The 519-nt window shown below is 64.2% G+C and carries 1 protein-coding gene; it reads left to right on the top strand.

The genetic code is table 11. From position 1 onward, the window contains the following. Positions 1 to 254: 254 nt before the first annotated feature. The coding region (locus IEY81_RS23970) for a hypothetical protein (protein ID WP_229788137.1) at positions 255 to 519 on the top strand (265 nt) is incomplete at its 3' end.

Genomic DNA, 519 nt, shown 5'->3' with positions numbered 1-519 from the left:
GCCCACGCCCTTGTCGGGCAGGTGTCGCGGTCTGCCGGGCCGAACTCTGCTGAGTGTTGGCATCGAACCCTCTTCGTCGCGGTATCGAATGGTGGAGTCCGGGCGGGAAGCGACGACTTCACCGCCCGCCCGGATGGATCCAGCCTCTGTGAGAAGAGAACCTGGCTTGAGGCCTTAAGGAGGACTTTTCAGGGTCATTTGGTGGGCCGATAGGGTTGGCCCGAGTAGTGATGCGCGGCTTTCGGAGGAGAGATATGACTGAGTCGTCCGGCAATGTCCTGTTGAAGTCCGCCAGGCAGCACGCGGGCTTCGGGTCTCAGCAAGCACTGGCTGACGCGCTTACTCGTGCTGCCCCGCAGCTCGGGCTGGGACACGTGGAGATCAGCGTCAGGCAGGTACGCCGCTGGGAGTCGGCGACGCCGCCCTGGCCACGGTCGGACTACCAGCGACTGCTCACCCATGTCCTCAACCTGCCAATCGAGCAGCTCGGCTTCACGGCGCCGTGGGAAACACCGTCAG

The organism is Nocardioides luteus (genome assembly GCF_014648595.1).
GTDB lineage: Bacteria > Actinomycetota > Actinomycetes > Propionibacteriales > Nocardioidaceae > Nocardioides > Nocardioides luteus.
This window is presented reverse-complemented; position numbering and strand designations above follow the sequence as displayed.